The sequence below is a fragment of the bacterium genome (genome assembly GCA_026708015.1).
In the GTDB taxonomy this organism is placed as follows: domain Bacteria; phylum Actinomycetota; class Acidimicrobiia; order Acidimicrobiales; family Bin134; genus Poriferisocius.
This window is the reverse complement of the sequence record JAPOVT010000025.1, coordinates 38,202-61,047: the sequence shown is the minus strand read 5'-3', so window position 1 is coordinate 61,047 and position 22,846 is coordinate 38,202. Positions and strand designations below refer to the sequence as shown.

The following is a 22,846-nucleotide window of genomic DNA, read 5'->3' as shown; positions in this document are numbered from 1 at the left end:
ATGACCGGGCCCACCGCCATCGTCTTGGTCGCTGGGATCGCGCTGATGTCCCTCATCTGGTGGCCAAATTCTGGGAGCTGCCCCACCACACTGTTGCTGGGAAGCGTGGTGTTGTCCCCTCGTCGCTCCCTTCGAGTCGAGACGGTTGCAGCAATTGCGACGATTGGACTCGGCTTTGTCCTCGGACTGCTGTTCGTCGGGGCGGCCACCGGGCTGGCAGCCATGGTCCTGACCACCATCGGGGTTTGGGCGGTAGCTGTGCAGACCCGCTCGCGCCGCTGCCTGCGGGAGTCCGACGAACTGGCCCAGTTGACCAACGGCTTGGCCAACCAGGCCTTGGTGGCCCCCACGGTGGTGGAGGCCGTGCGCCAGGTCGCGCCGCTGATCCCCGGCCAGGTCGGCTCGGCTGCCCGGCGTATGGCCGCCGAATGCGAGACCGGAGGACTGGTGGAAGCCGCCAACCGCTTTGCCACCGCCATCCGACGCCCAGTTGCCGAAATGCTGGCCACGGTGCTGACCGAGGCGTTCCGGGGTGGATCCCAGTGGGTCGGCTTGGCCGGGGTCCTCGCCGAGGAGGCCAACGAGGCGGCTGACACGGCGCGGCACTTCCACCGGCATGTGGCCGCACTCATGCCCCAGATCGCCGTCACAGTGGTGATGGCCGTCGCCATGTTGGCCATCACCGGCTTCGCCGCCAAGGACGTGGGCCGGTGGCTGACCTCTCCGCAGGGACAGCAGCTTCTCCTTCTCTTGGCCGTGCTCGCCGCGGCCTTGTGTGCCCGAGTGCTGGCCCCGGCCTGGAGACTGAGCCGATGATCCTGCTGGTTGGCTTGTCTGGAGTGACCGCTGTGGCCGTTCTGCTCCTTGCCCCGCCCAAGACCGGCAGCCGGGCTGCGGTCCAGGCGGCGGCAATGGGGTGGCCGCCCAATCAGATATCGACGATGGGCTGGGCTGTGGCCGTTGCCGGGTCGGCAGCGGGTGTACTGGTCGGGCTGGCAACATACGGTTGGACCGAGGGCTTGGCCATGGCCGTAGTGACCGGAACCTGGCTGCCCCGGCTGGTGCCGGCCGCCGTTCGGGCCTTTGCCGCCGCGGCCTACCGCAGTGAGCGGGACCAGAAGATGCTCGAGTGGTTGCGCAAGCTGCGGCTCCTGACGTCGGCGGGCCAACCCATCAACGCCGCCGCCGTAAACGCCGCTCTGACCATCTCCGGCCGGGCATTCACCGTGGCCCAGGGGGCCATCGGGGCTGCCCTGGACGCCGGCCGCGACCCGCTGCCCGCGGTGTCCTCGGCCATTGCCGGTTCTCCCGCCGAGCCCCTGCTGGCTTCGGTGGTGGCTGCCGAGCGGGCCGGCGCGGCCTCCTCAGACCTGTTGGACAAGTCCTTGTCCCGATCTGTTCGGACCCTGGAGTCCGAGCGGCGCCTGGCAATCGACCAGCTCAGCCGGGCCATCGGAACCACGGTCACCCTGGTGGCCGCCATCGCTGGTCTCGTAGTCATGGCCGCTGTGATCTTCGTGCTCTGAAGGCCACCGGTCGTCTCAACCTCAGGAGAAACCCGTCATGCAATCAGCCATTGTCCAGATGATCTTGATCGTCGTCGGCATCGCCGCTGCCGCCATCGTATCGATCATTGTCTACGCCCAACTCAGTTCGAGTGCCCCCGAAGAGGGGGACAACATCGACTATGCCCGGATAACCACCAAAGAGCTGTGTGTTGCCGTTGGCGGCACTTGGGCAGATGGACCTCCAAAGACCTGCACTGGATAAAGAGCCTGATGACCTCCTCCCTTGTAGTCCTGCGCACGTCGGTGCTGTTGATGCTGCTATTGGCCACCATCACCGGGCTGTACGTGCGCCATGTCACCCGGCTGTCGGTCGACGCCGCCGTCCAGTCGGCGGCCAGCTCCGCGGCCCAGGCTGCTACCGCCGCCGGATGGCAGTGCCAAACCACTCCCCCACCCGAAGCGGTCACCGCCGCGGCCCGAGCAGCCTGGGGCCAGATAGACCACCTCGCCGTACAGCCGGTGGCCGTGGAGGTGTTGGCCGACGCCTGCAACCTGATTGCCACGGTAACCGCCGCGCCGTTGGATACCCGGGTGCGCTTGCTGCACACCACCGCTACCGCTTGTCGCGCCGCGGTCCGCACAGCCGTGCTGAGCGTGCCCGGCTCGTGTTGAGGTCAACCCCATGAGCGACGCCATCGCCTTCTTACTGATCCTCCCTTCCTTGGTGCTGGGAATGGTGGTGCTGGATGCCGCCGGGACCTTGGGGACAGCCAGATATCGGACCTCGACCTTTGCCGAGGCCGCGGCCCAGCACGCCGCAGATGCCCTGGCCTCCTCTCCCGGGGGGACCGAGCCATCTGCCCGGAGCCGATGGGGTGAGATGGTGGCCACAGTTGAACAGTCTGGCCTGGCCGCAACCGCAGGCGTATGCGATCAGGCCGACGCCGCGTTCGATGTCAGCTTGATCTCCCAGCCACGCCCGGCCCGCAAGTCTGGCGCCTCCCCAACGGTGGCCACCGTGGTCAGCTGTCCGGTGCCTTTGGGGGGATTACTCGCCACCAACCGGGTCGTGGCCACCAGCGTTGAATCGGTGCGGTAGAGCGATGTACACCCCGATTGTGCTGTTGTCGCTGGGGCTGGCTGTGGCGGTGGCCACCGGATCGCTGGCCGACCATGGCGACCTGATAACCAGCCGGAATCTGGCCGCCATGAGGGCTGAACGGGCCGCAGACGCCTTTATCGACGGGTGCGGTGGTCAGGGATGCAGTGCCAGCGCGGTCAACAAGACCCGCCTCAACGGCACCAGGTTGTCAGGGTGCATCCAGCAAGTTGAAGGCAACCCAGTCCTGAGAGTCGAGGGGCGCGTCCCCTGGCATCCCCGAGTGTTCACCGGACTATCACCAGCCTCCGCGGTGACCGCGGTTGAACTGGGAGGCTTCGGTCGCTCAGCAACAACGGTGTTGGCGCCGTGCTGACCCTGTCCGAAACACCACACGGCCGGCGACCGCTAGCAGTTCTGAATGCATACGCTCATGCGGTAGCGTGACCGCCGGTGTCTCGAAGGATAGATATTGAGCTGACCAGCCAGCGGCCCGATGGCTCTTGGACCTGGCGGGCCGCAGGCGCCCGTGAGCCCAAGGGCGAGCTGGCCGGCGATCTCATCGCCTTCTCCGCCACCGTGGGTGACGAGCTGACTGTCGAGGCTGAGTTCCACATGGACGGCATCGAGATCATCGAGGCATTTGAGTCCAAGAAGAAGCGGCCCATGCCCGAGACTCTCGAGATTCTGGGCTCTGGCCGGGATCAGCCCCTGGTAACCACCCAACTAGTGTCCAGCCGCAAGGGCCGGGACCGTGACCGCCCACGGGGCGACCGCCGCGGTCGTCAGGATCGGCACAGCCGAGGCGACCGAAAGGAGCGCTATCCCCAAGAGTCTCGCAGCCAGGACGATCGCCCCAAGGCCAAGCGGCTGCGCCCCGGCCGAACTCACCGCCAAGCGCTTATCGAAGGCCTGCCCGAAGATCAACAGCCGGTGGCGGAGCGAATGGTGCGCGAGGGCGTCAGCTCGGTAGAGCAGTCTCTGCGCGACCAGCGCAAGAAGGCCCGCGATGCCGCCAAAGCCAAGAAGGAAGCGGACGAAAAGGTCGCCGCCGAAACCGCAGAAGAAACCGTAGACACTGAAGCATCAGCCCAAGAAGCCGCCGAAACCGCAGAAGAAACCGCAGACACTGAAGCAGCTGCCCCGACCATAGAGGAACCCGCGGAGGCGAAGTCGCCGGCCGAATCCCCGAAACCAGAGCCCGCCGACGACTTCTTGAGCGTTGCCGGCAAGCTGCTGTCCCGCATGCGCGCCGCTGAATGGCGTGATCGCGCCGACGCCGCGCTGGCCGGTATCCACGACATCGACCTGCGCGACCTTCGTTCGGTGGTAGTAGCCGCCGAGGCCGGAGCGGCCGACGAGGAAGCCAAGGCGATGGCTGAGGACCTTCGCACCAAGCTCACCGAGCGGGTCGACCGAGAGCACGCCGAATGGCTGGCTGAGGTGGCCGCCACGCTGGCCGACGGCCGCATGGTCCGAGCCTTACGGCTCAGCTCACGACCCCCTAAGGCCGGGGTACCCCTCCCCCAGGACATGGTCACTCGTCTGACTGAGGCAGCCAGCGCCGCTCTGACCAGCGATACGCCGACAAAGCGCTGGACCACTGTCCTCGGCGCGGTGGCATTCTCACCAGTACGCCGAACTGTGCAGCCCCAGGGCATCCCGGAAAAGCCCGACAAGGAGTTGGTTGACGAGGTAACCAAGCTCTCCGAGCGGGTTCCCCACATTGCGGCCTTGTTTGGGGTGGAGCCCACTCCGCCACCCAAGCGCGGCCGTCGGGGCGCGGGGAAGCAGGCCGCTACCTAGGGATCACCTGGTGGTCGGTCAGAAACTGGTGCAGGCCATCAACCAAGTCCCACTGTCCAAGCTCTTCGAACGATACCCAAGCGGCGTTCGATGCGTCGGTTCCGGCCACGGGTATCGCGTCGGGGTCAACCGCCACCCAGAAGTCCACCACCACATAGTGACGGCGCCGTCCGATCAGTTCGATCCAGCCCACGGCATCTCCCGCTTCCCCGTCCAAGCCCGTTTCCTCTCTCAACTCCCTTTGGACAGCATCAGCCAGGGTTTCTCCCCGCTGCACCCGACCTCCGGGTACTGACCACAGCCCCTCACCCGGCGGGGTGCCTCGACGAATGAGCAAAATGGCGCCGTCGCGCACCGCCACTGCGCCAACGCACAGCTCCGGCCCGTTCATTCCTCTTGGTCTTGTTCGAGGCGGGTGTGGACGATCAGCGCGTGAGCAGTCATCTTGAACGTCTCGAAAAAGTTCTTGGCCTCGCGGTGACCTGGCAGCACAAAGGCGTCCATCGCCGTCAACTGCTCCTCTCGGGCCCATTGAGCCAGGGCATTGAACAGCGACTCCCCCACGCCCACCGACCGGGCCTCGGGGGTGACGAACAACTCCTCAATCCGGGCAATGGGCGACCCGTCTTGGCGGACTATCCGACGAGCCCAGCTGTACCCCACCACAGCATCCTCCCAGACGCCGGCCAGCACGATGGCCCCGGGGTCGGCCATCAGCTCCTTCAGGTAGTCTTCCAGCGGCTCAGGAGCGGCTTCGGCGGCCATCCAGCGCGCCCCCCCTCGGTAGTCTCGAGCCTCGCGACGGGCTTCCCGGGCCAAGTCGGCAATCGTGCCAATGTCTCCGCGGCGGGCTGGCCGGGCTGTGCCCTGCTTTGGCCGCTCCCCCACCGCTCAGCCCGACTTCGGCTCAGCCGTGTTGTCGCTCGACTCTGACGGCGTCGAAGCGTGGCCTAAGGCCATGCGACCAAGCAGGCGCGCCGCCTCCACTTGCCGCCGACCCCGCTCCGCCAACTCCGAGGGCGGCGCGCCTGCCGAGAGGAACAGCCCCACAGGGGCATAGAGGACGGTATCCAGCAGCCGGTCCAGCGCCTCCCGAGAGGACTCAGCGCTGTCGGTAGAACTCACAGCCGGACCAGCGATGGGCAAGGCTCCTCCCCCGATGGGCAGCGGGGATTGTCGCGAGGCCCGAACTGGCTCGAGCTGACGATCAGAAAACACCCTTCGCAGGTCCACTCGTTATCACGTTTGGGTGCCACCTGACCTGAGGCCTCCGGGGACGGTTCAGGCGTCTCCTCGTCCTCGTCCTCATCGTCTCCGGCCGCCAATCGATCCTTCAGGATTGTGTCGAGGTCGGCCTCCACATTGTCGGGATCAATGTCCTCGCCATCGCCGTCATCGTCATCGGACATGGTTGCATTCCGAACCGGACCGTTCTTGCTGTCCTCTTCCTCTTCCTCGATTTCCTCGTCAAGGTCGTCGTCAAGGTCCTCGTCGAGGTCGTCGTCGATCTCGCCGTCTTCGATGACGGCATCGAATCCCTCGTCGAGGTCGTCGCCAACTTCGTCGCCGAGGTCGTCGATGTCTCCATCCTCGAACTCTTCGTCCGGAATCTCGTCGTGTTCGTCAGGGTCTGTCATGCTCCCCTGCTACCTCCTCAGGCATACCGATCAGCGCGGATCATAGACACCATTACCCCGGCCATGTGTGGTCTTCCTGGAAGAAACATTTTCTCATCCGAATGGAGCTCTCGGGCTCACGCCTGTTCTCGTACTTGACGCCGCTCCTCGGCGCGGCGCTCAGCATCAAGACGGCCCAGCGGAGGTTCTTCGCTGAGATCCACAAATCTCATCATTTCAGCCACCGCGGCATGGCCGGCCTCGTCGCGAATCAGACGCCACATCTCTTGTCCGATCCCTCGGTACACCGAATGGCCTTGCGGAGTGGTGCGCAATTCGATCAGGTGCATCGCCGCCCGAGCGTTGATGCTCATCGCGAAGCGCACCTTGTAGGCAAAGCTCACTGCATAGGAAGCCTGCTCGGGGAAGTCTCGATTCAGTATGTCGTACAGAGCGGCCGACCGCTCCATAACCTCGTCGAAAACCGGGGCATACCCCGAAGCTTCCACCGATTCGGGACGAGTGAACCCGTGTCGAGGACTGAGCTTCTGCCATTCCAGGGTCAGCATGCGGTGCCGTTGCAGATCCCGGAAGGCGCCGTAGTCTGCCAGAACGTCGAACCGGTAGAAGGGCCGTTCCAAGGCCCGTCCCGGCTTGTGACGCCGGTTGCTCCGGTCACCCACGTAGGCGCGCACCACCGAAAGGCGGTCTTCCACTCCCATCGCCTCGACCTCTCGCTCCAGCTGTTCCTCGGGCAGGTGGGTATAGGGATACAGCATGGAGGCCACCATCTTCTCTTCTGCATCCGGGTCGTAATCCACCAAGCGAACGATCGGGGCATTGTCAGCAACCATGTCGGCCGGCAGCAGAAAGGCGACCACGCTCTCCATCGACTCCTGAACGTCGCCCATATAGCTGGTCCATACCACTCCTCGATCCTCCAGATCCACCCGCTTCAGGAAGGATGGAATTACCTTGCGCAGCTCGGTCAGCATTAGATCGGCATAGGCCTGAACCTCGGGGAGGTCATGAGCCCGCATCCGCAGCAGCAACAGCTCATATGACTGACCGGTGCCGTAAATGCCCACGTTGGATACCGTCGCCGCGGGCAGCACCCCCCGAACCGAATCCAATGCCTTGGCCCGAACCGCCTGGCGATAGGCGAAATCGGAGGAATCTGGATCCCTTGGGGTGTGCTGGCGGAAGAACTCGGTTAGAGCGGGCAGAAGTTCGCCATAGGCCTCGAACATCCGATCCATGTCGCCCACGTAGCGGCCCGACAGAGGTGACTCTCCGACCTCGGGATCGCGGTAGTACCGATATCGGCCTCCGATGCGAGCCAGGTAATCGATGTATCGGGTGGACTGCTCCAAGTACGACATCAGCCGACCCCACTCGAGCACCTTGGTCAAGATGTTGGAGGCTTGCTCGCAGGCCAGATGGACACCGCCCAACTGGGCCACCGAGTCATCCCCGTACTCGAAAAAGACCCGGTCATATAGCTCCTCGGCCCGTCGAAGTCCCACCGTGGCATCAATGCTCACGTCACCGCTGATGTCCAATTCGCCGACGAATTCGTCCAAGAACAGCCGCCGGAGCGATTTCGCTGAACGGCTGTAGCGCGCGAACAGCGCTCCTTTGACCACCTCCGGCAGGTTCACCAAGGCGAACACCGGCTGGTCCAGATTGGTGAAGTACCGGCGGAGGATGTCCTCTTCCTCAGCGGTGAACTGTTCGGCGACGTACTGGCTCATCTCAAGAGGGCTGTTGCTGATTGGAGTTCAGCGGCGGAGAGAACATCTCAGGCCCGGGCATGGGCCAACTCTTCGGCCGCCCTACCAAGGACGTCGGGATTCAGCCACAGATCTGCGACCGTCATGGCCATGATCTTCGCCCCGTCGAGCACCGCTTGATCACCGCTCGGCGATTTCGCATAGTGGGCAAACTCCGGGGTGTGGATGGCCACATCATCGGGGGCCACCTTGATCATGGGATGGATCGAGGGTACGGCGTAGCTGACGTTTCCCATGTCGGTGCTGCCCACCACCGAGTATGAGGATTGCGGCTCGCTCACCACCCGTCCCTCTGCCGCGGCATTCCGGGCGTAGAGCTCCAGCATGGTTTCGCTGTTGATCATGTCGGCGTAGATGGGCGCTTTGCACTGGCACTCGATATCTACCCCAGCGGCGGTGGCACCGGCCTCGAGACAGGCCACCACCCTCTCTCGCAGCTCAGCCAGGCTGTCGAGTTTTGGCGATCTGACGTACCACTCCGCGGCCGCATCGTGGGGAACGATGTTCGGCTTGTCACCTGCTCGGGTGAAAATGCCGTGGATGCGCTCGTCGGGGCGTATGTGCTGACGGAGCGCGGCCACATTCATGTACCCCAACACCGCGCCGTCGAGGGCGTTTCGTCCCTTGTGGGGCGAGGCAGACGCATGGGCCGACTGGCCGGTGTAGGTCACCTCCAATTGCTCCACCGCAATGGCGCTCATAAGAGTGAGCTCATGGTTGGCGGGATGAACCATCATGGCCGCGCTGATGCCATCAAAAGCGCCCCGCTCAAGCAGGTAGCACTTGCCTCCGCCGCCCTCCTCCGCGGGAGTGCCGACAATGCTGACGCGTCCCCCAAGCTTTTCGGCCATGGTTGCCGCGGCCAGCCCGGCCCCCAAGCCAGCGGCGGCGATGACGTTGTGGCCGCAGGCGTGCCCGATCTCGGGCAGAGCATCGTATTCGCATATCACCGCAATATGGGGCCCGTCTCGGCCAGCCCTTGCCACGAAAGCCGTATCCAGGTCGTAGGCCGATCGCTCCACATCAAGGCCTTCTTCTTCCAAGACGGTACACAACAAGTCGTGGGCGGCATGCTCTTCAAAGCAGAGTTCAGGAGTCTCGTGGATCTGGTGGGAGACGCTGAGCAGACGGGCTGCTCGAGCATCCACCTCCGAGGCCATCTGCTGCTTGGCCACATCGGGTGTCACGGGCCGAATGCTAGTTGCCTTCCTGTCTTCCATTGCGTATCTGCCAACGCGGTGATCAGACCACCACGGTGAGCGCGGCCGGCTCCACCCGGATAGACAAATTGGAGGCCCGCTGGACCGGCTCCCCGTCCAACTCCACCATCAGCGGCCCCTGGAACTCGACTTGGAACGCGCCCGCGCGATGGCAGCGAATTTGGGGGTGGGGCAAGTGGTCCCCAGTGCCGACCCTTCGCAGGGCCCGCAGCCGATCTCCGGTCGACAAATGCCCGTGGGAGATGTCCAGCAACCCATCGCCGGGGTGGGCTTTGGGACCCAGATTCCAGGTCCCTCGCCAAGCCGCATTCATGGCCACGAGAGCCTCACCAACCCACCCCTTCCTCCGGGCAACAAGATGGGCGCAGAACCAGAATAGGCGACCGTCCAGCAATACGGCCCCCAGATCCACATCGAACCGCCACGCCTCCGGTGAGCGAATTGCCTCGGCATCGCCCCGACCTCCGAGCGTACGACACAAATCTCCTCCCAGCAGCCCGAGTTCGGGCAGCGGGCGATTGGTCCGGCGGGCCCCCTCTATCAGCCTTCGGGCTTCGGCATCGTTGTCAACTACCATGCCGTTGAGTCCCAACCCGCCGGTTTCGCCCCAGTCCTCCCCTCGACGGATTGGCATGTCGCTCAGTCTTCGCTGGGGGAACCAGCCGGTGTTGCCTCAAGGGCATTGGCGTCGGCCTCGTCGGTTGTCTCGCGGCGATCGCGGCGGTCGCGCAGCCAGCCAACGACGATTGCCGCCTCGTAGAACAAGTACATGGGCACCGACAGCACCATCAGGGTGAACGGGTCTCCGCTGGGGGTTATCACCGCCACGAGGGCCACAATGCCGACAATGGCGAAACGCCGCCACCGAATGAGCTGCCGGTAGTGGATAATCCCCGCGAACTGCAAGAACACCAGCAGTATGGGGAACTCGAAGCCAATACCGAACGCGGCCATCATCTTGATCACAAAGGACAGATATTTGGCCGGCGAAAAGCCGGTAACCAGGTCTTCGCCTCCGATGGTGGCCAGAAATTTAAGCGCTCGGGGGATGCTCCAATAGGCCAGGCCAGCACCAAGAGCGAACAGAAGGGCGCCGATCACGGTGAATGCCGCCGCGTGGCGACGCTCACGAGGGTACAGACCGGGCTGTACAAACCTCCACACTTGCCAGAGAATGATCGGAATGGCCAGGGTCAGCCCGCCGTAGCCCGCGACGGTCAGCCGAACGGAGAACGGCTCCAGCGGATCAAGCACCAAGAGCTCGCATCCTCCGAAGAGGTTTTGTCGGGCAGCCTCCTCAACCACGGCCTGTTCGGGAACAATGTCGCAGTAGGGCTGGACCATCAGGTCCAGGATCTGGGGATAGAGCACCCAGCAGGCCACGGCCCCGGCCGCCACCGCCAAAATGCACTTGATGAGTCGCGACCGCAGCTCAACAAGATGCCCCATCAAGGGCATGGTCTCGTCAGCCGAGCGGGCGCGGTCCATCCCCGTGTCGTTCACGGGCTGCTTTGCGGTTGGTCGAAGGACTGTGTTGCTCCCGGACCTTCCTTCTCACCGTCGGTAGTCGCTCTTGGCTCGCTTTCTTTGCCGCTGGCCAGCTTGTCCTCTTCGACGGCAATTCGGCCTCGACGGCGGGCTTCCTCCTCAATGGGCTCGTCGAGGGCATTTTGCAGTTCTTGCTGGAACCCGGTGGAGATCTTGCGCACCTGTCGGATTACATAGCCGATCTGACGGGCCGCTCCGGGCAGCTTTTCAGGCCCCAAGACCACAAGGGCCACCACCACGATCACCGCGATCTCAGCCCATCCGAGGTTGCCCACCCCCAGAGGCTACCGCTCTACTTGCTTTCTGAGGTTGTCCGAGCCCAAGGCAGCAGCCAATGATGAAGGCGTGCCTCCCCGGATATCTCCGCTTCGAATTCCGCCTCTGGGATTCGCCCATCGGGGCGCTCGAGCCCACGAGCGGGAGAACACCCTGGCTGCCTTCTCGCTTGCGTTGGAGATGGGAGCTGCCGGTCTGGAGAGCGATGTCTGGGTGACCGCAGACGGCCAGGCGGTGCTCGACCATGATGGCCTGGTTCGCTCATCCCGATGGCGTCGAAAGCGTCCTGTCTCTGATTGCCGCCGCGACGAACTGCCCGACCACATCCCGGCCCTGGTCGAGCTCTACAGCGAGTGCGGCGCCAACTTCGAGTTATCGCTCGACTTGAAGGATGCCGGGGCAGCGTCGGCGGTGGTCGAAAGTGTGGACGCGGTCGCCGCCGACACCGGCGAGGCACTCCGAGAGCGCCTGTGGCTGTGCCACCCCGATGTCGACACCCTGGTCCTTCTGCGGAAGCAATGGCCTGATGTGCGCCTATGCAATTCCACCCGGCTGAGCCGCATGGCCGGTGGGCCGGAGCGGCGAGCTGCGGTGCTAGCCGAATCCGGGATCGACTCGGTGAACCTCCATCAGACCGACTGGACCGGTGGCCTAGTCACATTGTTCCACCGGTTTGGAGTTATGTGCTTCGGATGGGATGCGCAGCAGCCCCGAGTGCTCAACGAATTGCTGGATATGGGAATCGACGCGGTATACAGCGACCACGTCGACCGCATGAGGGTGGCATTGGAAGGCTGGTATCCTGAACGGCGATGAGCGAGCGTGCCGCTTTCCTCAAAGCACTGGTTACTCACAACAGACAACCCTTCGACTTGACCAATGTTGCGGCAACCTACGGCAACGGCCACGTAGCGGTTCAGGGCGTCACCTGCCAGTTAGACCACGGCACTGCCACCGCTCTAGTCGGCGCCAACGGTTCGGGGAAGACCACCTTGTTGCGTTTGTTGGCTGGCCTCGCACAACCATCGGAGGGAACCATCGAACCCCGCCCATCCGAGAAATCGGTGGCGTTGGTACCTCAGCAGCATGGGCTGCGAACGTGGATGCCGTTGAGAGTGTCCGATGTGTTGCGGATGTCCCGCTTTCGGGACCGAGGTCTCATTAGGCGCTTTGGGCCAGCGGATCGGATCATCATTGAAGACGCGGCCGAGCGCATGGAAGTAGCCGATCTGGTGAATCGCCAGTTCGGAGAGCTGTCGGGAGGCCAACGCCAGCGGGTGATGGTGGCCCAAGCCTTAGCCCACGACGCCGATGTTCTTCTGATGGACGAGCCCATCACCGGCTTGGACATGCCTAGCCAGGAATCGATTATTCGAACTATTGACGATGAGCGCAGGCGGGGGCGGATCGTGGTCATATCAACCCATCACATGGATGAGGCCGAGCTCTGCGACCAGGTGCTTCTCTTAGCCAATCGGATGGTTGCGGCAGGAACACCCGGCGAGGTGCTTACCAACAAGAATCTCCAAGCAGCCTTCGGCCTCCACATGGCCCACGGCGACGAAGACGACTGTGTGTTCCACGGAGAGCACGACAGCCACGAGGGCGGTGTTCCCCACGTGTTCAACGACCACGGCCACGGTCACGAGCACTTCGACCGTTAGTGGTCTGCCTCAGCTAGAGGCGGCCGAAGTCCGTCATCGGCCACAGTCTCAGGAAGGCGTGGCCTACTATCAGGTCCTCAGAAATGGGGCCGAATGTCCGGCTATCGGTTGAGTTCGGCCGGTTGTCGCCCATGACGAACACCTCCCCGGCCCCAATCAAACATCCCTCGTCCACAATTGCCGCGCACCCGGAGGGCGTCTTGCCGGTAGTGATTCCCGACGATTCCAGATAGGGCTCGTGGAGCCTCCGCCCATCGATGTACACGTCCCCTTCGACGAACGCGATTACCTCGCCCGGCAAGGCGATCACCCTCTTTATGAGATCGTCCTCTTGGCGGCCACTTACCCCCCGGGGCCGCTCAAACACCACCAAGTCCCCACGATCGACGTCGCCGATGTCGTAGCCCAGCTTGTTCACCAGGACTCGGTCGCCGTTGCCCAGCGTGGGCTCCATGGATGTGAACCGGATGTAGTAGGCCTGGAAAAGCACAGAGCGCAGTATCAGGGCCAGTACCAGTGCACCGGCCAAGACCGCCACCCACTCCGCTATGGCACGAGCCGTGGACTTCTCCTTCTTGTCGTTCTCAGGGACTTCCTCGCCATCGGAAGTTGCTGAAAGGCCCCCCGGGGCCTCCGGCTGGTCGATACTCATGGCCCGCGTTTCCCCTAGCGGTACCGGGCCAGCACCCGCTGGGCGGCGATTCGGGCTTGGTCTGAGGCAACCGGCGGATCAGCTCTACGCAACTCGGCCTGGGGTCCGAGCTGGAGCAACAGCCGTTCCAGCCGGCTGATCTGGCTCACTGGCATTGTGGCATCGATCTCTCCGCTGTCCAGGACTACCTGCTTCTCGGTCGGGTATTTCTCAATTGCCCAAGAAGCGCCCGGGGCCAGACGCAGCACAACCCGGGGGTCGCTCGACCGGGCCTCAAAGGCCGACGGCTGGCGAGTCTCATCAGGCGGGTCAAAGAATTCCTCCAGCGCTTCGAGGGATCTGATTCGGTCGATGCGGAACACCCGCACGCCCCCGGCCTTCAGGCAGTTGCCCTGCAAATACCAGTTGCCCATCTCAGAGAAAACCCTGTACGGGTGGACGATGCGATCGGACTCCTGCCCTCTTCCGAAGCTGAAGTATCGAATTCGAACTTGGCGGCGATCGGCGACCGCACCCAATAGCGGCTCAACCCATTCCCCGGCTGACTCCCCCAAGCTCACCGCCAAATCCTCTCCGACACTCACTCCGAGGCCCGCAGCCAACTTGGCCAATCCGCGGCTCAGCGGACCATCGGGATCGGCATCGGACAGCAAGGCCTCTCCGGCCCCAATCAACCCGAGAGCCTGGCCGGACGTAAGCCGCAGCGGACGGGAGAAGTAGTCGGCGTTGCTGATTGCCACCCAACCGCCGTTGTCCTCTTCATCCAAGCCCATCACATTTATCAGCTCGTCAGGGGTGAAGGGGTGTAGCCCCACCACGAAAAGAACCCTCACTAGATCCTCTCTCAGCTCTGCCTCCGGATAGTCAAACCGCTGGGAAATCTCGTCTAGCTCTGCCCCGCCCTGAGACATAACCCAGGGAACGAGCTCCAGCATCCGCCGCAGGCGATCCCCCGCGCTCAGCCGGCTCAACGGCTCAACTCCTCGAGCCAGGCCACCACGCCAGCACGCAGTTCCGGGGGGCTGACGATCTCAGCGTGTTCAAGGAACTCCAAGACCAAAGAGCGAAAGGCATCTGTGCTGCGGACCACAACCTCGAACACCGCCGAGCCGTCGCCCTCTTTCGCCACCGGTTCTTGTCCGAGGCGCCGAGCGGCCCAGACTGCCTGCTCCGGGTCGACTCTAAGGCGGGCACTGACCGGTGCTTCGGTCCCAAATTTCCAAGGCTGAATGGGCACCCAGCCAGCAGCGTCGTCGGGCTGCTGGAAGCCGCCGGAGGGCCCCAGGGTCACGTCGCTTTCGATTCGGTCCACCCGGAAGGTGCGCTTGTCGTCGCGCGAGCGGTCGTGGCCCACCACATACCAGTGCCCCTGATCGAAGGCCAGGGTCCACGGCTCAATGGCGCGATCCTGCCCGCCGTAGGCGAACCCGGCCACTCGCTGTTCGGTGACTGCCTGGAACAGGTCTGCCAGTACGGGATGAACCGGCACCGCAGCCAATTCAGCCTCTGTCCCCTCCCCCACCCTCCCGCCCAGCTTCCACAGCGCCTCTGAACCGGAGACCCCGTCGAATCGGACTGCGGTGGCCGCCCGGTGCAAGGCGGCGAGTTCGTCAGCCTCGAAGTCCATGTCCGGCAGCGAGTAGTCCTGCTTGCGGATTCGGTATCCCCAGGTCTCCCGTTCCTGACCGGGCACCGGCCCGGAAATGACCGGGATTCCGGCGTCGGCCAACTCGTTCATATCTCGATGAAAGGCCCGCTTGGCGGCCGCCCCGTTCTCCGGATAGCCAGCCGAGTCGGCGCCGCGGGAGATTCCCACCCTCTTGTGGATCTCTTCGATGGAAAGAAAGCGAGGCGTGTCAATCAGCGCGGCAATGAGTCGAAGCAATCGCTCCAGCCTGACCTGCTCCGGTTTTCTTCTGGAACTGGCAGCCATCAGCGCGACGAAGACTTCACAGGGATTCGATCAGCTTTTCCACCCGTTCGTCGTGGGCTCGGAACGGATCTTTGCAAAGGACAGTTCGCTGTGCTTGGTCGTTCAGCTTCAGATGCACCCAATCCACGGTGTAATCCCGTTTGCGCTCTTTCGCCCTCCGTATGAACTCTCCCCGGAGTCGGGCCCGGGTGGTGGCTGGTGGGTTCTCCACTGCGTGGCTGATCTCGTCGTCCACGCACATCCGTTCGGCCATGCCCCGGTTCTGCATCCGGTAGAAGAGGCTGCGGGATCGATTCACATCGTGGTATTGAAGATCTAGCAGGGCCACCCGAGGGTCGCTCAGCCTTAGATCGTGGCGCTCCCGATACGCCTCCACAAGGTGGAACTTCATCACCCAGTCGCATTCTCGACTCAGGCTCAAGGGATCATCGGCGATTCGGGTCAGGCAGTGCTCCCACATTTGCAGGGCCTGCTTGTCTTGCGGCTCCAGCTCTCGACTGTCGGCGTACTTGAGGGCGCGGTCGAGGTATTCCGACTGGATCTCCAGCGCGCTTACCTCACGGCCGCTGGCCAGTCGTATCCGCCGCATGCACGTGGGGTCGTGGCTGATCTCTCTGATGGCCCTGATCGGATTGTCCAGGGTCATATCCCGCAGAGCCACCGAAGGGTCCTCCAGCATCCGCAGCAGAATGCTGGTCGCTCCTGCTTTCAAGAAGGTGGCGTACTCGCTCATGTTGGAGTCCCCCACGATCACATGCAGCCGCCGGTATCGCTCGGCGTCGGCGTGGGGCTCGTCTCGGGTGTTGATGATGGGCCGGGAACGGGTGGTAGCGCTGGAGACCCCCTCCCAGATGTGCTCGGCTCTTTGGCTTATGCAGTAGGTGGCTCCTCGGGCGGTCTGGAGTACTTTGCCTGCTCCGGCATAGATCTGGCGGCTGACCAGGAACGGGATCAGCACCTCGGCATATTCGGAGAAGTCATCCCGGCGGCTGGTGAGGTAGTTCTCGTGGCAGCCGTAGCTGTTTCCGGCCGAATCGGTGTTGTTCTTGAACAGATAGATGTCTCCCTGGATGCCCTCTTCCCGAAGCCGCTGCTCCGCGCTCTCGATGAGGGTCTCCAAAATGCGCTCGCCGGCCTTGTCGTGGGCTACCAGGTCGTAGACCGAGTCACACTCAGGGGTGGCGTATTCGGGATGCGAGCCCACGTCCAGATACAGCCGGGCCCCGTTGACCAAGAACACATTGCTGCTGCGCCCCCAGGACACAACCCTTCGGAACAAGTAGCGGGCTACCTCGTCGGGGCTCAGTCGGCGGTGGCCCCGCAGCGCGCAGGTGACGCCGTATTCGTTCTCGATCCCGAAGATCCGACGCTCCATGCCTATCCGCTTCCCATGCCGGAAGTCCGCCGTTCCATCAGCCCAATAGCCCAGTCAGCTCGTCGCCTTCGATTCTCTGGAACGCCCGCCTCCCGGTCTCGCGCACCAGGATGGCCACCTCGAGGTCATCGGCTTCCAGCGTCCGCTCATCGGTGGCCAGCGCTGCCGCCGCGGCTTGGACCGCATCGCCGACCGGCCAGTCCCGGTCGTAGGTCTCACCCAGCCTCTCGGCGATGGAATCGGCCTCACCACCTAGAACGGTGAAGCCCGATTCGTCGTTCACCGTACCGTCGTAGAGAACGTGGAACATCTGATCGCCGTCGGCATCGGTAGCCACCTCAGCCACCAGGATTTCCACCTCCATCGGCTTCATTTCGTGGGTAAAGGTCTGGCCCAGCACTTGGGCGTACTGGTTGGCCAAGCTCCGGGCATCCACATCCTCACGGCTATAGGTGTAACCCTTGAGGTCGGCGTGGCGCACGCCGGCAATGCGGAGCTGGTCGAACTCGTTGTAGCGGCCCACACCGGCGAAGGCGATGCGATCGTAAATCTCACTGACTTTGCGCAATGTATTGGAGCGGTTCTCGGCGCAGATCAAGATGCCGTCGCGAACGCTGAGCGCAGCAAGAGCCCGGCCGCGGGCAATTCCCTTGCGGGCGAAGTCGGCCCGATCCTTCATCAGCTGCTCGGGCGCTACGTAAAAGGGCATGGTCACTGTGAATTACCCCCTTGGTTCTCCAGACTGGTGAGGAGGTCGCGGAATCGGGTTTCGACTTCCTCATCGGCCACCCGCTGGAATCCGTCGGCCCCGATGACTGCCACCACCGGATAGATCCCCCGCACCAGATCGGGTCCGCCGGTGGCCGAGTCTTCCTCAGCGGTGCGGAACAAGGCCGAAACCGCCAAGTCGATCATTTCATCGGCATCGGCTTCCGGCCGATAGCCCAGCTTTATCACCGTCCCCGCGTGAAGGCTCCCCGAACCCCCCACTGCATATTCCCGCTCCTCGTAGCGGCCGCCGGTGACGTCGTACTGGAACAGGCGACCGACTTCGCGGTTGGTGTCATAGCCGGCGAAGAGCGGGACCACCGCAAACCCCTGCATGGCCGCTGGCAGGTTGTTCCTCACCATCATGCCGAGCTGGTTGGCCTTGCCGTCCAGGCTGAGGGCTTTCCCCTCCACCTTCTCATAATGCTCGAGTTGCAATTGGAACAGCCGAACCATCTCCATGGCAGGCCCAGCGGCACCGGCAATAGCCACCCCCGAGTAGTGGTCGGCGGGGAATACCTTTTCGATGGTCCGGTGGCTTATGAGGTGTCCGGCGGTTGCCCGGCGGTCTCCGGCCATCACCACCCCCTGGTGGCAGCGAATGGCAACCACCGTTGTGGCATGGGAAATGGCCATGTCGGCAGCCGGGACGTCGGGAACTGGCGGTACCAGCCCTGCGGACCGCACCAACTCCGCAAAGTTGGGGCCCGGGTCACCCCCGGCTTCAAAGAGGGGCAACGTCACAGTTTGCAGACTACCGCTACTGCCCGCCCTTTTGGATATAAGACTTGACGAAGTCCTCGGCGTTGGATTCCAGCACCTCGTCGATCTCGTCGAGCAGCTCGTCGAGTTCCGCCTTTAGCTCATCGCCTTGTCCCGAAGTTGCAGGGGCGTCTTCGACCTCCGATTCCTCTCGCTGAGGCGCCGGCTTCTTGATCTGCTCTCGTTCTGCCATCTCATCCCCCTGATACCCGGATGTGTGTCGATCACGATATCGCGCTGACCCGGAAGTGAGGACAATTTAGCGGGAGCCCGGCTCCCGCAGGCGGGTCAGCAGCTCGCCGGCCGAATCGCAATCAGCCAGGAGTTGGCCCACATGTTCCACCGTGCCTCGGGTGGGTTCCATCATGGGAACCCGTCGCAGCGGTTCGTCGCCCACATCGAAAACGATTGAGTCCCAGTTCGCCGCCACGATGCTGGGCGCCCACCGTTTGAGGCACTGGCCTCGGAAGAAGGCCCGGGTGTCCGTTGGGGGATCAGAAATGGCCGAACGGGCATCGTCGGCTGAAATCAGCGATTCCAATCCCACACGCGCCGCCACCGATCTCTCTGGCCGCAAGTCGTGGTACTGAAGGTCGAGAGCAGCCAGCCGAGAATCGTCGGGCCGCAGCCCATGGCGCTGCGACAAACCTTGAATCAACCGATACTTGGCTACCCAGTCCAGTTGGTCGGCCAGACTCATGGGGTCGGCCTCCAAGGCGGCCAACACCTGCTCCCACCGGTCGATCACCATTTCTCCAACGGGGCCGCCGACTGCATCCAGCCCATGGCTGTCGGCGTACTTCCGAGCCTGGTCCAACAGGTCCCATTGGATTTCCAGGGCAGTTGCGGCAGTGCCGTCGGCCAGTTCCAGAGGCTTAGTCAAGCTCACGTCGTAGGAGACTTGGCGCATGGCCTGCACCGGCGTTCGAAAGCGGAACTCCCGGGGCAACACATTGTCCTCGACCATGGCCAAGACGATGGCGGTGGTTCCCACCTTTAGAAAGGTGGCCACCTCCGACATGTTGGCATCGCCGGTGATGACGTGCAGACGGCGATAGTGCCGGGCGTCGGCGTGGGGCTCATCCCGGGTATTGATAATGGGCCGCTTGAGCGTGGTCTCAAGGCCCACCTCCTCCTCGAAGAAATCGGCCCGCTGAGTGATCTGGAAGGGCACCTCTGCAGTCGTCAGTCCGGGGGCTTCCGAACCAACCTTGCCTGACCCGGTGAAGATCTGACGGGTAACCAGATGGGAGGTTGCATGAACCACTATTTGGAAGAAGGGGGTTGTACGAGCCATGAGGTAGTTCTCATGGCAGCCGTAGCTGTTTCCCTTGCCATCAGAGTTGTTCTTGTAGACCACCAGTTCCTGGCCATGGGGCAGCAGCTGAGCGGCTGCCTCCATAGAACGGACCAGGATCAGTTCACCCGCCTTGTCGAATCGGGTCACGTCCAAAGCGTTGCTGCACTCTGGAGTGGACAATTCGGGGTGGGCATGGTCCACGTAATACCGGGCACCGTTGGTCAGCACGGCATTCACCAGGTGCGTCTCGATTTCGGGGGCCAGCGACCCCAGCGGGGCTATGCCTCGGATGTCGTTTCCGGGCATCTCGTCCTCGAAGTCCCAGTTCACTCCGGCGGCCGGTCCACCTTCCCCGGTGCGCTCCACCTCTGCCAGATAAGAGTTGATGAGCAGCGATGACGCAGCGATCGGATTGGCGTCCTCGGTGCCAGTGTGGGCAATCCCGTACTCGGTCTCAATACCGCAGATCTTGGGAACCGCCATGCTCGGCACGCTACATGACTTGAACTGATAGTCGGGCGGTTATCGAGATTAGAGATATTGGCCGGGGCCTATTGCCTCGATTGAGCGTCCGCCCTGGCTCGACTCCTCGTCGGACAGCAGCGTGCGGACAAACACGATCCGCTCCCCCTTCTTGCCCGAGATCTTGGCCCAGTCGTCGGGGTTCGTGGTGTTGGGCAGATCTTCGTGCTCGCGGTACTCCTGGTGAACCGAGTCCAGCAGATCGTTGAGATGGATACCTGGAGACCCGCCCGCCAGCAGACGCTTGATGGCCAGTTTCTTGGCCCGGCGAACCACGTTCTCGATCATGGCACCGGAGGCAAAGTCCTTGAAGTACATGATTTCTTTGTCACCGTTTTGGTAGGTGACCTCCAAAAACTGGTTGCGCTCCTCTTCCAAGAACATCTCGGCCACCGCTTGCTCGACCATGGCCTGGATGGCCTTGTCTGGATCCCCACCCCCCAGCCCTTCCACCATCTCGACGGCAATGGGCAGATCGGAGGTGAGATAGCGGGAGAAGATGGCGCAAGCCGCATCGGCGTCAGGACGCTGGATCTTGATCTTCACATCCAGACGCCCCGGCCTCAGAATGGCTGGGTCGATGAGGTCCTCGCGGTTCGACGCTCCTATCACAATCACGTTTTTCAGTGCCTCTACGCCGTCAATCTCCGCCAGAAGCTGAGGTACCACGGTGGACTCCATGTCAGAGCTGATACCAGTGCCCCGAGTGCGGAAGAGCGATTCCATCTCGTCGAAGAACACAATTACCGGCCAGCCCTCAGCCGACTTCTCCCGAGCCCGCTGGAATACCAATCTGATCTGGCGCTCGGTCTCTCCCACATACTTGTTGAGCAACTCGGGTCCCTTGATGTTCAGGAAATAGGACCGGGCCTCTCGGTCGGAGCTCATCTCGGCCACCTTGCTGGCCAGCGAGTTGGCCACTGCCTTGGCAATCAGAGTCTTGCCGCAACCGGGCGGGCCGTACAGCAGTATGCCTTTCGGTGCCGGCAGCTGGTACTCGGCAAACAGATCATGGTGTACGAAAGGAAGCTCGACCGCGTCGGTAATCTGCTCGATCTGCTCGTCCAGTCCGCCAACCTGCTCGTAAGTGATGTCGGGCACCTCTTCCAGCACAAGGTCTTCGACTTCGGGGCGGGGCAGGCGCTCGACGAGCAGGCCTGACCGGGAATCCATCAGCGCGGTGTCCCCGCTCTTCAGAGGCTGGTCGATCAGCTCGGTGGCCAGCTCCACCACCCGCTCTTCGTCGGCCCGTCCGACAATGAGAGCCCGCAGGCCACCGGCCAACAGCTCCTTGATGGTCACTACCTCGCCGGTGCCGTCGCCTACCCGGGACAGAACAACGTTCAGCGATTCGTTCAGGACCACCTCTTGGCCCCGGCTCAGCTCCTCCGACTCGATCTCCGGGTGAAGCGCAACCCGCATTTTGCGACCCCCGGAGAACACGTCCACCGTGCCGTCGTCGTTTCGGCCCAGCAGTGTCCCATAGGCTGATGGGGGCTGCGTCAGCTTGTCCACTTCATCCCGAAGGGCGGAAATGTGCTCGCGGGCCTCGCGCAGCGTGTAGGTGAGCTTCTCGTTCTGAGAGACGGCTTTGGCCAATTGCCCCTTGGTTTCCAGCAACCGCTCTTCCAGGGTGCGCACTCGTTTCGGAGCGTCTTGAAGCCGCTGGCGAAGGACAGCCACCTCTTCTTGCAGCGCCTCAACCTGCTCTGTCGGAGGGACCTCCTCCTGTGGCCCTTCCGCTGTCGCTGCTGCCTCGCCGTCTGTCATACCAACCCGACTTTACACGCCATCACCTGCCTTGCTGATGTGAGGTCCCGGCCCGACTCGTTCCTGCCCAGGCCAATTCCCGCGGTGTAGAGGAGATCGGCTGTGCGTCGGTTACACTGAGAGCGCAGCCAGCGTCTACCATGCTTGCCGTCCGCTGTCAGCCAGGAAAGGGCCCCAGCACCGATGCAAATGAAGGTTTGGATCGATCAAGATCTCTGCACTGGTGACGGTCTCTGTGAAGAGATCGCCCCCGATGTCTTCACTCTGCTCGACGATGGTCTTGCCTACGTGAAAGAAGGCGACAAGGTTTTCAGCGAGCCGGGGGGAGTCGAGGGTCTGGCCATCGTCCCCGAAGGTCAGGAAGAGGCCACCATCGAATCGGCCGAAGAATGCCCTGGAGAGTGCATCTTCATCGAGGTCTAAGCCTCACGTTCCAGTTCTCGGCGCTAGTCCGCGAGTCGCCGAGCAGAGGTAACAAAGCCGGTATGGCCCACCATTCGATGCTCGGGCCTCACCGCGTCGCCCTTGATGTGCCAGTCGCGGTGGAGTATCTCCACAGTAGACACCGATGCCCAAGGACCGGGCTCGCAGGCTTCACGCAACTGCACCGCTTGAACGATGCTCGGCGTGTAGGCCACCAGGATGCCGCCGGGGAGTAGAGAGCTCTCCGCATGGGGTATCACCTGCCAGGGCTCGGGCAAATCCAACACCACTCGGTCCAGTCCCTCGGCCTCGATCCCCAGATAGCAGTCCCGGATCTCTACCTGGTAGCTGTCAGCAGCCTCAGGGCCGAGAAAGCTGGTCACGTTCTCGATGGCCCGTTGGGCGAAGTCCTCTCTGATTTCGTAGCCCATCACCAACGCGCCGGCTCTCACCAGGCTCAGTGACAGCGCCCCTGACCCCACACCCGACTCCAGCACTCGTGCGCCGGGAAAGACATCGGCATGCATGAGGATGGCCGCACTGTCTTTGGGATACACCACCTGTGCTCCCCGGGGCATCTTCAGCACGTAGTCACGCAGGGTGGGACGCCAAACAGTCAGTTCGGCATTGCGGGTCGTTCGCACCTGCATGCCTTCGGTGCCACCAATCAAATTGTCGTGGGCCACCGAGCCCGCGTGGGTGTGAAAATCGCAGCCCTCAGTCAGCGTGGCCAGATAGCGGCGGCCCTTCCGGTCGGTGAACAGGACCATCTCGCCGGCCTGGAGCACTCGGCTCACTGTGAATCGTCGGA

General features: G+C 63.1%; 29 protein-coding genes. 10 read left to right on the top strand and 19 right to left on the bottom strand.

The features are described 5' to 3' along the window. The 7 genes from OXG30_05795 to OXG30_05765 form a co-directional block, all read left to right on the top strand. A partial coding sequence (locus OXG30_05795) for a hypothetical protein (GenBank protein ID MCY4134410.1) occupies nucleotides 1-816 on the top strand: 816 nt, incomplete at its 5' end. Next, nucleotides 813-1,526: a type II secretion system F family protein gene (locus OXG30_05790; protein ID MCY4134409.1), complete on the top strand. Its 714-nt coding sequence runs from the start codon at nucleotides 813-815 to the stop codon at nucleotides 1,524-1,526. The genes OXG30_05795 and OXG30_05790, both read left to right, overlap by 4 nt. Before the next feature lie 37 nt (nucleotides 1,527-1,563). Beyond that, nucleotides 1,564-1,770 carry a hypothetical protein gene (locus OXG30_05785; protein ID MCY4134408.1) on the top strand — a complete coding sequence of 69 codons (207 nt, stop codon included), beginning with the start codon at nucleotides 1,564-1,566 and terminating at the stop codon, nucleotides 1,768-1,770. 8 nt (nucleotides 1,771-1,778) lie between these two features. Then, nucleotides 1,779-2,180: a hypothetical protein gene (locus tag OXG30_05780; GenBank protein ID MCY4134407.1), complete on the top strand. Its 402-nt coding sequence runs from the start codon at nucleotides 1,779-1,781 to the stop codon at nucleotides 2,178-2,180. 10 nt (nucleotides 2,181-2,190) lie between these two features. After that, a complete protein-coding gene (locus OXG30_05775; protein MCY4134406.1) occupies nucleotides 2,191-2,607 on the top strand; it encodes a hypothetical protein in 417 nt (138 codons plus the stop codon). Between the two features lie 4 nt (nucleotides 2,608-2,611). After that, complete coding sequence (locus OXG30_05770; GenBank protein MCY4134405.1) at nucleotides 2,612-2,983, top strand: hypothetical protein; 372 nt, start codon at nucleotides 2,612-2,614, stop codon at nucleotides 2,981-2,983. A gap of 77 nt (nucleotides 2,984-3,060) precedes the next feature. Continuing rightward, nucleotides 3,061-4,413 carry a hypothetical protein gene (locus OXG30_05765; protein ID MCY4134404.1) on the top strand — a complete coding sequence of 451 codons (1,353 nt, stop codon included), beginning with the start codon at nucleotides 3,061-3,063 and terminating at the stop codon, nucleotides 4,411-4,413. On the opposite strand, the gene OXG30_05760 is transcribed toward OXG30_05765, so the two are convergent. From OXG30_05760 to tatB, 9 genes are all read right to left on the bottom strand, one after another. Beyond that, complete coding sequence (locus tag OXG30_05760; protein ID MCY4134403.1) at nucleotides 4,406-4,804, bottom strand: NUDIX domain-containing protein; 399 nt, start codon at nucleotides 4,802-4,804, stop codon at nucleotides 4,406-4,408. The two genes, OXG30_05765 and OXG30_05760, sit on opposite strands and share 8 nt — an antisense overlap. Beyond that, nucleotides 4,801-5,178 carry a GNAT family N-acetyltransferase gene (locus tag OXG30_05755; GenBank protein ID MCY4134402.1) on the bottom strand — a complete coding sequence of 126 codons (378 nt, stop codon included), beginning with the start codon at nucleotides 5,176-5,178 and terminating at the stop codon, nucleotides 4,801-4,803. The genes OXG30_05760 and OXG30_05755 overlap by 4 nt, the downstream gene beginning before the upstream one ends. Before the next feature lie 126 nt (nucleotides 5,179-5,304). After that, nucleotides 5,305-5,538, bottom strand: coding sequence for a hypothetical protein (locus OXG30_05750; GenBank protein ID MCY4134401.1), 234 nt, complete (start codon nucleotides 5,536-5,538; stop codon nucleotides 5,305-5,307). Further along, entirely contained in the window at nucleotides 5,535-6,050 is a 516-nt protein-coding gene (locus OXG30_05745; protein MCY4134400.1) for a hypothetical protein, read from the bottom strand. The genes OXG30_05750 and OXG30_05745 overlap by 4 nt, the downstream gene beginning before the upstream one ends. Before the next feature lie 116 nt (nucleotides 6,051-6,166). Next, nucleotides 6,167-7,783 (bottom strand): FAD-dependent thymidylate synthase, encoded by a 1,617-nt coding sequence (locus OXG30_05740; protein MCY4134399.1) that lies wholly within the window; start codon nucleotides 7,781-7,783, stop codon nucleotides 6,167-6,169. Nucleotides 7,784-7,830: 47 nt separating this feature from the next. Then, a complete protein-coding gene (locus OXG30_05735) occupies nucleotides 7,831-9,009 on the bottom strand; it encodes a M20 family metallopeptidase (protein MCY4134398.1) in 1,179 nt (392 codons plus the stop codon). A 55-nt stretch (nucleotides 9,010-9,064) separates the two neighbouring features. After that, nucleotides 9,065-9,676 carry a hypothetical protein gene (locus OXG30_05730; GenBank protein MCY4134397.1) on the bottom strand — a complete coding sequence of 204 codons (612 nt, stop codon included), beginning with the start codon at nucleotides 9,674-9,676 and terminating at the stop codon, nucleotides 9,065-9,067. Between the two features lie 5 nt (nucleotides 9,677-9,681). Beyond that, nucleotides 9,682-10,545: a twin-arginine translocase subunit TatC gene (gene tatC, locus OXG30_05725; protein ID MCY4134396.1), complete on the bottom strand. Its 864-nt coding sequence runs from the start codon at nucleotides 10,543-10,545 to the stop codon at nucleotides 9,682-9,684. Further along, nucleotides 10,542-10,865 carry a Sec-independent protein translocase protein TatB gene (gene tatB / locus OXG30_05720; protein MCY4134395.1) on the bottom strand — a complete coding sequence of 108 codons (324 nt, stop codon included), beginning with the start codon at nucleotides 10,863-10,865 and terminating at the stop codon, nucleotides 10,542-10,544. Before tatB ends, tatC begins: the two co-directional genes overlap by 4 nt. 70 nt (nucleotides 10,866-10,935) lie before the next feature. On the opposite strand from tatB, the gene OXG30_05715 reads away from it, so the two are divergent. Further along, the gene (locus OXG30_05715) at nucleotides 10,936-11,682 is read left to right on the top strand and encodes a glycerophosphodiester phosphodiesterase (protein ID MCY4134394.1); all 747 of its coding nucleotides are present in this window, start codon (nucleotides 10,936-10,938) and stop codon (nucleotides 11,680-11,682) included. Beyond that, complete coding sequence (locus OXG30_05710) at nucleotides 11,679-12,530, top strand: metal ABC transporter ATP-binding protein (GenBank protein ID MCY4134393.1); 852 nt, start codon at nucleotides 11,679-11,681, stop codon at nucleotides 12,528-12,530. Before OXG30_05715 ends, OXG30_05710 begins: the two co-directional genes overlap by 4 nt. Nucleotides 12,531-12,543: 13 nt before the next feature. Here OXG30_05710 and lepB read toward each other — a convergent pair whose 3' ends face one another. From lepB to arc, 9 genes are all read right to left on the bottom strand, one after another. Beyond that, the gene (lepB, locus tag OXG30_05705) at nucleotides 12,544-13,182 is read right to left on the bottom strand and encodes a signal peptidase I (protein ID MCY4134392.1); all 639 of its coding nucleotides are present in this window, start codon (nucleotides 13,180-13,182) and stop codon (nucleotides 12,544-12,546) included. A 14-nt stretch (nucleotides 13,183-13,196) separates the two neighbouring features. Then, nucleotides 13,197-14,153: a WYL domain-containing protein gene (locus tag OXG30_05700; GenBank protein ID MCY4134391.1), complete on the bottom strand. Its 957-nt coding sequence runs from the start codon at nucleotides 14,151-14,153 to the stop codon at nucleotides 13,197-13,199. Further along, nucleotides 14,150-15,067, bottom strand: coding sequence for a WYL domain-containing protein (locus OXG30_05695; protein MCY4134390.1), 918 nt, complete (start codon nucleotides 15,065-15,067; stop codon nucleotides 14,150-14,152). Before OXG30_05695 ends, OXG30_05700 begins: the two co-directional genes overlap by 4 nt. 64 nt (nucleotides 15,068-15,131) lie before the next feature. Further along, entirely contained in the window at nucleotides 15,132-16,490 is a 1,359-nt protein-coding gene (gene pafA / locus OXG30_05690) for a Pup--protein ligase (protein ID MCY4134389.1), read from the bottom strand. 37 nt (nucleotides 16,491-16,527) lie between these two features. Further along, nucleotides 16,528-17,199 carry a proteasome subunit alpha gene (gene prcA, locus OXG30_05685; GenBank protein MCY4134388.1) on the bottom strand — a complete coding sequence of 224 codons (672 nt, stop codon included), beginning with the start codon at nucleotides 17,197-17,199 and terminating at the stop codon, nucleotides 16,528-16,530. Between the two features lie 2 nt (nucleotides 17,200-17,201). Then, nucleotides 17,202-18,002: a proteasome subunit beta gene (gene prcB, locus OXG30_05680; GenBank protein MCY4134387.1), complete on the bottom strand. Its 801-nt coding sequence runs from the start codon at nucleotides 18,000-18,002 to the stop codon at nucleotides 17,202-17,204. 16 nt (nucleotides 18,003-18,018) lie between these two features. Further along, entirely contained in the window at nucleotides 18,019-18,213 is a 195-nt protein-coding gene (locus tag OXG30_05675) for a ubiquitin-like protein Pup (GenBank protein ID MCY4134386.1), read from the bottom strand. 66 nt (nucleotides 18,214-18,279) lie between these two features. Then, nucleotides 18,280-19,803: a depupylase/deamidase Dop gene (dop, locus tag OXG30_05670; GenBank protein MCY4134385.1), complete on the bottom strand. Its 1,524-nt coding sequence runs from the start codon at nucleotides 19,801-19,803 to the stop codon at nucleotides 18,280-18,282. A gap of 48 nt (nucleotides 19,804-19,851) precedes the next feature. After that, on the bottom strand, nucleotides 19,852-21,612 hold the full coding sequence (arc, locus tag OXG30_05665) for a proteasome ATPase (protein MCY4134384.1): 1,761 nt from the start codon (nucleotides 21,610-21,612) through the stop codon (nucleotides 19,852-19,854). Between the two features lie 189 nt (nucleotides 21,613-21,801). Between arc and OXG30_05660 the strand changes: the two genes are divergently transcribed. After that, nucleotides 21,802-22,035, top strand: coding sequence for a ferredoxin (locus OXG30_05660; GenBank protein MCY4134383.1), 234 nt, complete (start codon nucleotides 21,802-21,804; stop codon nucleotides 22,033-22,035). 23 nt (nucleotides 22,036-22,058) lie between these two features. Here OXG30_05660 and OXG30_05655 read toward each other — a convergent pair whose 3' ends face one another. Further along, nucleotides 22,059-22,832 (bottom strand): tRNA (adenine-N1)-methyltransferase, encoded by a 774-nt coding sequence (locus tag OXG30_05655; protein MCY4134382.1) that lies wholly within the window; start codon nucleotides 22,830-22,832, stop codon nucleotides 22,059-22,061. Nucleotides 22,833-22,846 lie beyond the last annotated feature (14 nt).

Coding starts and splice junctions, on each gene's coding strand:
- OXG30_05790 (MCY4134409.1), top strand. CDS start 813: ATGATCCTGCTGGTTGGCTTGTCTGGAGTGACCGCTGTGGCCGTTCTG.
- OXG30_05785 (MCY4134408.1), top strand. CDS start 1,564: ATGCAATCAGCCATTGTCCAGATGATCTTGATCGTCGTCGGCATCGCC.
- OXG30_05780 (MCY4134407.1), top strand. CDS start 1,779: ATGACCTCCTCCCTTGTAGTCCTGCGCACGTCGGTGCTGTTGATGCTG.
- OXG30_05775 (MCY4134406.1), top strand. CDS start 2,191: ATGAGCGACGCCATCGCCTTCTTACTGATCCTCCCTTCCTTGGTGCTG.
- OXG30_05770 (MCY4134405.1), top strand. CDS start 2,612: ATGTACACCCCGATTGTGCTGTTGTCGCTGGGGCTGGCTGTGGCGGTG.
- OXG30_05760 (MCY4134403.1), bottom strand. CDS start 4,804: ATGAACGGGCCGGAGCTGTGCGTTGGCGCAGTGGCGGTGCGCGACGGC.
- OXG30_05755 (MCY4134402.1), bottom strand. CDS start 5,178: ATGGCCGCCGAAGCCGCTCCTGAGCCGCTGGAAGACTACCTGAAGGAG.
- OXG30_05745 (MCY4134400.1), bottom strand. CDS start 6,050: ATGACAGACCCTGACGAACACGACGAGATTCCGGACGAAGAGTTCGAG.
- OXG30_05740 (MCY4134399.1), bottom strand. CDS start 7,783: ATGAGCCAGTACGTCGCCGAACAGTTCACCGCTGAGGAAGAGGACATC.
- OXG30_05730 (MCY4134397.1), bottom strand. CDS start 9,676: ATGCCAATCCGTCGAGGGGAGGACTGGGGCGAAACCGGCGGGTTGGGA.
- OXG30_05710 (MCY4134393.1), top strand. CDS start 11,679: ATGAGCGAGCGTGCCGCTTTCCTCAAAGCACTGGTTACTCACAACAGA.
- lepB (MCY4134392.1), bottom strand. CDS start 13,182: ATGAGTATCGACCAGCCGGAGGCCCCGGGGGGCCTTTCAGCAACTTCC.
- pafA (MCY4134389.1), bottom strand. CDS start 16,490: ATGGAGCGTCGGATCTTCGGGATCGAGAACGAATACGGCGTCACCTGC.
- prcA (MCY4134388.1), bottom strand. CDS start 17,199: ATGCCCTTTTACGTAGCGCCCGAGCAGCTGATGAAGGATCGGGCCGAC.
- OXG30_05675 (MCY4134386.1), bottom strand. CDS start 18,213: ATGGCAGAACGAGAGCAGATCAAGAAGCCGGCGCCTCAGCGAGAGGAA.
- dop (MCY4134385.1), bottom strand. CDS start 19,803: ATGGCGGTTCCCAAGATCTGCGGTATTGAGACCGAGTACGGGATTGCC.
- arc (MCY4134384.1), bottom strand. CDS start 21,612: ATGACAGACGGCGAGGCAGCAGCGACAGCGGAAGGGCCACAGGAGGAG.
- OXG30_05660 (MCY4134383.1), top strand. CDS start 21,802: ATGAAGGTTTGGATCGATCAAGATCTCTGCACTGGTGACGGTCTCTGT.